The organism is Pseudonocardia hydrocarbonoxydans (genome assembly GCF_006539565.1).
GTDB classification, from domain to species: Bacteria; Actinomycetota; Actinomycetes; order Mycobacteriales; family Pseudonocardiaceae; genus Pseudonocardia; species Pseudonocardia hydrocarbonoxydans.
Genome location: NZ_BJNG01000040.1, coordinates 63,484 through 69,902, shown reverse-complemented (window position 1 = coordinate 69,902; position 6,419 = coordinate 63,484). Strand labels below are relative to the sequence as shown.

The window sequence follows — 6,419 nt, the reverse complement described above, 5'->3', positions numbered from 1 at the left end:
CCCTAGGCGGGCAGAGCTAGCGGCGCTGCCGGTCATTCCGGCCGGATACCGGTTTGAACCGACATCCGTCAAGTTCCGCGACTACTGGCAGGCGCTAGAGCCGGTAGAGCGCAATCAGTGGCTACGCGACCATGACGTCAGGCTCACGTATCGATACCCGAAAGGTCAGGACAAGCCTGGAATCTTCCTGACGTACGGCGATTCCCCAGCGATGGTAGCGAGCGTCTTTCCGGACTTCGCTGCTCGGCTTGACGAGCAGGGCAGTGCCCTACGAGACGTGTTCCCGACCGAATCTCTCGTCGACGTTCCTGAGTCGGGTGTCACGATCGCCTACTACCCAAGACTCCCGACCGGCCCGCGGCCGGACGGAACTCCGGAGAAGAAATAGATGCACATCGAGTTCGCAGGGAGGAAGGACACCACCATGACCTGCACGCTCCCCACCGTGGTCGCCACGGAACCTCACCTGTTCCACGCGGTCGAGTCTGACGGCTCGATCGAGGTCTACGTTGCCCTGCTCGTCGAGGACGACGACGAGATGTGGACCCGAGTCCGATCCCGGCTCGCCGGGCGTCCGTTCACCGAGATGACCGAACAGCGCCGAGACCCGGGCATGATGTTCGGACAGGCGAAATCCCGAGCGTTCACGTTCTAACTCGATCGATGGTGCCCCGCGGCTTGTTGCCTCGGGGCACCATCGGCTAAGCACCTGCTAGTGCCTACCTTAGCGACCTTAGTATGTCGTACGATCTCATTTAGGGTCATCGGTAGGGACGACCGTGCGGAGTACGGTTACCAAATACGGCTCACTAACGCTAATGCGAAACCCTAAGGCAATCTGGCCGCCGCCTTGCCATAATTGTAACAAATATGCTATGCTTAGATCGTAGGATCCGGACGTTAACCGACTTAGGTGTCCGGCCCCGCCAGCGCAAACTAGTAACTAATAGAAACCCGGATAATGACTACTACGATTGATTGTTACCGCACGTATCCCGACCCAGTACGGGAGTTCAAGCAGCACCGCACGACCGGTGACGTCGCCGATCAGGCGACGGACCGCGAGATCGACAAGGATCACGACACCGGGACCCTTCTCGCTAAGGAGCGGAGCACGTCGACCGTGCGTGTCAACGCCCTGACGCGAGAGCAGTACAACAAGCGCGCCCGGCCGCAGGGGAACCTGATGGCGCACCGGGACGTCATGATCGAGGCAGAGCCGGACGAGCCGTACGACCGTGGCGACGACAAGCACGACCCGGGCGTGAAGCCCGCCCAGACCTACCGCCCGTCGGCCCGGGTCTCGAACGATCTCGTGAACGAGGGTCACGGGTTCAACGTCTGGAAGCTCGCCACGAACCCGGACCTGCCGGAGGAGTGCCGGTACTGCAAAGGCCGGCTCATCCCGCCAGACCCGACGAGCGCATGCGAGTTCGCGACACCCACGCACGACACCCCGCTAAAGGTCGTGATCCAGGCACCGAAGCGGTACGGGGTGCCGGTCCGTACGGGACCGGGCGCGGTGACGCGCGTCGCGGGGCCGGGTGAGGTCTGGGGATGGGCTCCGCTAGCCGCGTTCGAGCCTGCCGGGCACGACGTCGTGGTCCCGCTCGGGTCCTCACGCCCGTCGGCAGGGGCCTGCGAGTGCAACGGCTGCACGATCGCCCGTGAGGGCCGCCGGAAGCGCGGTGGGCAGGAGGTCGCCTGCTACGCCCCGGAATGCCGTCAGAAGCTCGCTGACGACGAGCGCGAGGCGAAGCGGGTCGCGTCCGGCAAAGCGCGTAGGGCAGCGGAAGAGCGGCACCGCCTGGGTGCGCGCGGACTCATCCTCGCTGACCCGTCCCGGTCGGACCGCGATATCGCTGCCGAACTCACCGAGACGTACGGGGAGACAGTCGCCATGAAGCGTGTCCGCGAGGCTCGGGAATCCGTGTAGATGGATACATAAGGGTGAGCGGTAGCCGGGGAAACCTGCGTCCCCGGCTACCGTCTCTTATATACACCACTTTGCACCCCGACACTTTTTGGTGTCGGGCCCTTGTTGTGCCCAGATGTGCCACCCACCACATCTACTACTAAGGAGAAACACCGTGGATGACGACCGCGCGGCACTCGCCGCTGGTATTCGGCTAGCAATCGCACAGATGCCTGGAAGTAAGCTCGATAAGTGCGCGGCACTCGCGGTATCGCCGTACTCGCTCGAAAAGTGGGCGAAGGGCGCGGCAGAGCCGACGCCTGCGAATCTCGCCAGGCTTAGCCGCAAGAGCGGCCTAGACGTCGAAACGATCCGCAACGGCGGCCGACCGGTCGACGGCGCCGACGAAGTTGGTGCGGTTGCATGACCGACGCGACACCACTGGACGTGGCCGTTCAGCTCGACGAAATCGAACGTTACAAATTCGCACTTTTACTCGCCGTTAAGCACGGCTTCTCGGACAACCCGGACGCTTTCGCGTGCCGCCTGCGTGGCGACACCACCGACCAACTGACTAGCGATTCGGTCGAACTTCTCGCCGACATCGCTGCTCTCCGACGCAACTAAGGAACCAGAATGCCCAACCTCGACACTATCAAGTCCGCCATGCCGTCTCGCTTCTCGGACGACTCGACTACTGACCCGTTCGAAGATGCTAAGCGCGCCTTCGAGCTCTACCGAGACGGGAACGGTACTCAGTACGTCCAGCCGACCGGCGAGCTTGGGCTCTTCGAGAAGGACCCGGACCGCGTTCCTCCGATCCTCCACGGAAGCGATCACGTCAACCTTATCGCCGAGATGCAGGATCGGCGCAAGCTTGTCAAGGCACTCGCCGATATCGGCGCGAATCCGGTTGCCCGGCTCGTTGACGCTATCGCCGTTCACGACGCGATCGTTAGCACCACGCTCGTACCGAACGTCCCGAATGTAATGACGCTCACCGTCAAGGACGCCAGTAAGGCCGTCGCCGAGTACGCGGATCAACTCGCCCGGATCGGTACTGCGAAGAAGGCCGTAGATGGATTGAAGATCGACGCGTATCGCCGGATCGTCCGTACGTGTAACGATAGCCTTAGCGACGTTCTGAGCGACCCGGCAGTCCGTGCCGAGTTCGACGAAGCGGCGAAGCTCTTTACCGAGTCTTACCCGCTGGTCCGCGAGTGTCGTTCGATCGCCGACGCTGCCGGGGCCGACGACACCGGCGCGGGTGTGGCTGCATGGCACACGGCTAAGAAGGCCGTGGCTCGGATGGATGCGGTTGTCGACCTCGTCGCCGGATTCGCTGCTCCTGAACAGGTCATGCTTGGGATGCCGACATCGTTCCGGGCGCGGCTCGGAGCTCGGCGGGTGCTTGGGATCTCGGCCGCTCCCGTCGACTCGGCTGACCTGTTCCGCGCGCTGACCGATCACGGGATCGACGGTACGAAGGTCCCGAAGGGCTGCGCCTGGTCCCTGTACGGCGCTCAGCTCGACGCTAGTTGCACCCTCGCACTCGCAACGGACGCCGACGACCTCCAGGCCCGTCGGGACGACTACGACGAGACCAGGGCACGAGAGATCGTGAACGCACAGAACGGCCGGCCCTCGCTTGTGGCGCACTGGGGACCGATGCCGTGATCATCGCCGTCCCGTACGAAGAACGTTCGGAACCGGCTAGTGCACCCGGCTGGAAGCCGGATCCCACGTTCAGGGATCCGCACCGCCTGATCTATCTCCCGGACCCGTTCGTTCCTCGCCCGATGATTCCACCAGGATACGAACCGATCCCTGGCGACCCCTACGCAATCCGTCCAGCACCGTAGAAGAAAAGATGCCCTCACCTAAAGATGTACCGAAGCGTCCACGATGGCGATATGAAGCGGTACACATTGCCGGGCTCTCAGTGATCCCCGCAAGTGTCTCCGATCAAGACCGCATCCTAGTTGAATCGCGACTTATCCGAAACGAGAACAGTAGTGACCAGCACGATACAGAATGACATCACGACATACGATCCGTTCGCCCCGGAAAACTACGGCGTCGGCGACGTCCTGTCCGAATGGCGACCAATGCCTACGGCGAGCGAGCCCGGCAGGCTGATCTACTCGAACGATCCGTTCGAGCCGCCGCCGCTGGTCCCGGAAGGCTACGAGCCGATTCCGGGAGATCCGCACAGCCAGTACTGCGAGGATGACCGGGCGATCCGTCCGATCCTCGCGGGTCCGGCCCCTAAGGTGGTCCTTCCGCCCCTGGCCGACGACCAGGCGGAGACGGACGTCAGCGCTGGGCTCTACGAGCCCCCCGTACCGGATAGCGACGACGCCAGCACCGCACCCAGGCCGACACAACGGCCGAAGCGGAAGGCGGCTCCCCGCTCTCGCCCGACAACGGGCGTCGTCACCGTCGAACCGATCGACCAGAACGAGCACACGCTAGCCATGATCAATTCACATCAGCTCACGCGGCTACCGCAACTCGTCGGCATGGTCGCTAGCGTCGAGCTTGCGATCACCGCATCACGACAGGGTGTCCCGTTCGGACAGGCAGAACGGGAACTAACCGCCGGATACCTGGCAATGCTGACTGGGCTATCGGAACGGTCGGCACGCGACGCTATGCGGGACGCGGTGCTACTCGGCTACTTCGAGCGGCTCGACAACGGTCAAGGTGGTAAGCGCGATGAGAACGGCACCGGTCGGAACCGCGCGGTCTACCGGCCGCGCCTGCCCGCATTCGTTCGTGGGAACCCGGCATCTCCTGCCGGGTAAGGGAAAGGGTACCCGGCACGGTTTGCCGAATACCCTGACCTGCGGTGCCTGATTCTTACCCGGCAGCTCTTACCGGGTAACAGAGTGCCACATAACTACTAAGAAGTTCAGACTTCTAGAAGTACAAGAGCAACGACGGATCCTCTGACGGGATCCGCCATCCGGCCTACGGCCGGTATATCGCCTATTGGTCGAAGATCGCGAACGACCGTGAGCGACTAGGAGAGGGTTGTACCCGGCACCGTTTGCCGGGTACCCCCTCCGAGTTGTCCGTACCGTCAACCCGGCACGGCTTGCCGGGTAGCCGCGCTGGTAGTCCACTCCCACGTCGGAGCACCGGTGCGTCAGTGTCGGGCGCTACGCTCTCTCGGTGCCGAAGCGAACGACTCCGTTTCAGACGATTGTCCGGCTGGTCCGAGAGCACTTCGCTCAGCCGGGCGTGACGATCACCGAGTCTAAGTACCTCGTTGACTCGGTTACGGGTTACGAGACCGAAGTAGACATTGTGATCGAGGGCGAACTAGACGGCGAACCTATCGTGATATCAGTAGAGGTCGTCGAACGCAGCCGTAGGGCAGGGCCGCAGTGGGTACGACAGATGATCGGTACCCACAAGAATTTGCCCACCAATCGTCTTATTCTAGTCGCAGAGCGCGGGTTCACCCCACAGGCATTAGCGATAGTCGAGTCGGAAGCAGGCCGGGTTCAAGCCCTATCCCCTGAGATTCTGGACGACGGCAGTGACGAGCCGCTAAGGGAGCTGTTTGTCGATCAGTACGGCGCGAATCCGGCTGGCTGCAACGTGACGATCGTCGTCGACGGCGAAGCCGTGTTGCTGAGCTGCGAAGCGGGAGTAGATATCTACGCGGAAGACGGACAACTTCTAGGTCCGCTTCATCTACTACTTCGCGAGGTTCTTAGTCACCCTGACGTGGTCAAGCATTTATCAACGATGGCGCACAACCACCCCGAGCGGGAAGGACTTAAAAGTTTCTCGTGCGGGTTCAGGATCTATGAGGCCAACTACTACCTGCAACACTCGGAGACAGGGGCACTGCATCGGATAATCGCGTTAGAATCGTGGGGGTCGTTCTCGTGGACACAAACAGCCCTTCGCTTCGCACTAACGAAGTTGGGTGACCGAGTCTACGGCTCCGCTACTGGGACGTTGGCCGGAAGACCGGCGGTGTGGGTGGCGACAACTGACAAGAACAAGATGACTACGAAGGTTTCGTGGCAGACGACGGACAACAAACCCGCAACGGCCGAGATCGAGGATTCATTTCTCAACCTTTTCCCGGCGATTCGAAACCTTACGTTCCCGGAACCTGCGGTGACAGACTCGCCAGATTTCGCGTCGGGGTGACTAGTTGATCCCTAGATGGGCGCCGACGACAGTGAGCGCTGCACCGCCGATCTGTAACGCGACACCGACGAGATGGAAAGCAAGCTCAGCCACGCGGTAAGGGTGGCTCTGCCGTACGCGATCCCGGCTCGATAACCGCCCCGGGTCGCGAATCTCAGGCCCGCGCTAGCCGCCCCTAGGCAAACACACCGGGAAGCCGTCCGCGGCCCTGCACGGTGCTACCCGGGGAAGCGCAATGGGCATCGCAGAGCCACGTACGGCCCTGCATCGCGGCCTGGTCGACACCGACCCGCACCGAGCACGCGCGTACCGGCATCACGACCAGGCGGCG

At 62.4% G+C, this 6,419-nt stretch carries 8 protein-coding genes; all 8 read left to right on the top strand.

Annotation, left to right across the window (positions count from 1 at the left end; all coding sequences use genetic code 11):
- A partial coding sequence (locus PHY01_RS27235) for a hypothetical protein (RefSeq protein WP_218030282.1) occupies positions 1-388 on the top strand: 388 nt, incomplete at its 5' end.
- On the top strand, positions 389-655 hold the full coding sequence (locus PHY01_RS22215; protein WP_141281482.1) for a hypothetical protein: 267 nt from the start codon (positions 389-391) through the stop codon (positions 653-655).
- A 306-nt stretch (positions 656-961) separates the two neighbouring features.
- Entirely contained in the window at positions 962-1,936 is a 975-nt protein-coding gene (locus PHY01_RS22210; protein ID WP_141281480.1) for a hypothetical protein, read from the top strand.
- 154 nt (positions 1,937-2,090) lie between these two features.
- Complete coding sequence (locus PHY01_RS22205) at positions 2,091-2,342, top strand: hypothetical protein (RefSeq protein ID WP_141281478.1); 252 nt, start codon at positions 2,091-2,093, stop codon at positions 2,340-2,342.
- Positions 2,339-2,542, top strand: coding sequence for a hypothetical protein (locus tag PHY01_RS22200; RefSeq protein WP_141281476.1), 204 nt, complete (start codon positions 2,339-2,341; stop codon positions 2,540-2,542). The genes PHY01_RS22205 and PHY01_RS22200 overlap by 4 nt, the downstream gene beginning before the upstream one ends.
- Before the next feature lie 9 nt (positions 2,543-2,551).
- The gene (locus PHY01_RS22195; protein WP_141281475.1) at positions 2,552-3,592 is read left to right on the top strand and encodes a hypothetical protein; all 1,041 of its coding nucleotides are present in this window, start codon (positions 2,552-2,554) and stop codon (positions 3,590-3,592) included.
- 338 nt (positions 3,593-3,930) lie between these two features.
- The gene (locus tag PHY01_RS22190) at positions 3,931-4,722 is read left to right on the top strand and encodes a hypothetical protein (protein WP_141281473.1); all 792 of its coding nucleotides are present in this window, start codon (positions 3,931-3,933) and stop codon (positions 4,720-4,722) included.
- A gap of 370 nt (positions 4,723-5,092) precedes the next feature.
- The gene (locus tag PHY01_RS22185) at positions 5,093-6,088 is read left to right on the top strand and encodes a restriction endonuclease (protein WP_141281471.1); all 996 of its coding nucleotides are present in this window, start codon (positions 5,093-5,095) and stop codon (positions 6,086-6,088) included.
- Positions 6,089-6,419: the final 331 nt, after the last annotated feature.

Excerpts from the sequence above, each read along its gene's own strand:
- PHY01_RS22215 (WP_141281482.1), top strand. The coding sequence starts at position 389 with ATGCACATCGAGTTCGCAGGGAGGAAGGACACCACCATGACCTGCACG.
- PHY01_RS22210 (WP_141281480.1), top strand. The coding sequence starts at position 962 with ATGACTACTACGATTGATTGTTACCGCACGTATCCCGACCCAGTACGG.
- PHY01_RS22200 (WP_141281476.1), top strand. The coding sequence starts at position 2,339 with ATGACCGACGCGACACCACTGGACGTGGCCGTTCAGCTCGACGAAATC.
- PHY01_RS22195 (WP_141281475.1), top strand. The coding sequence starts at position 2,552 with ATGCCCAACCTCGACACTATCAAGTCCGCCATGCCGTCTCGCTTCTCG.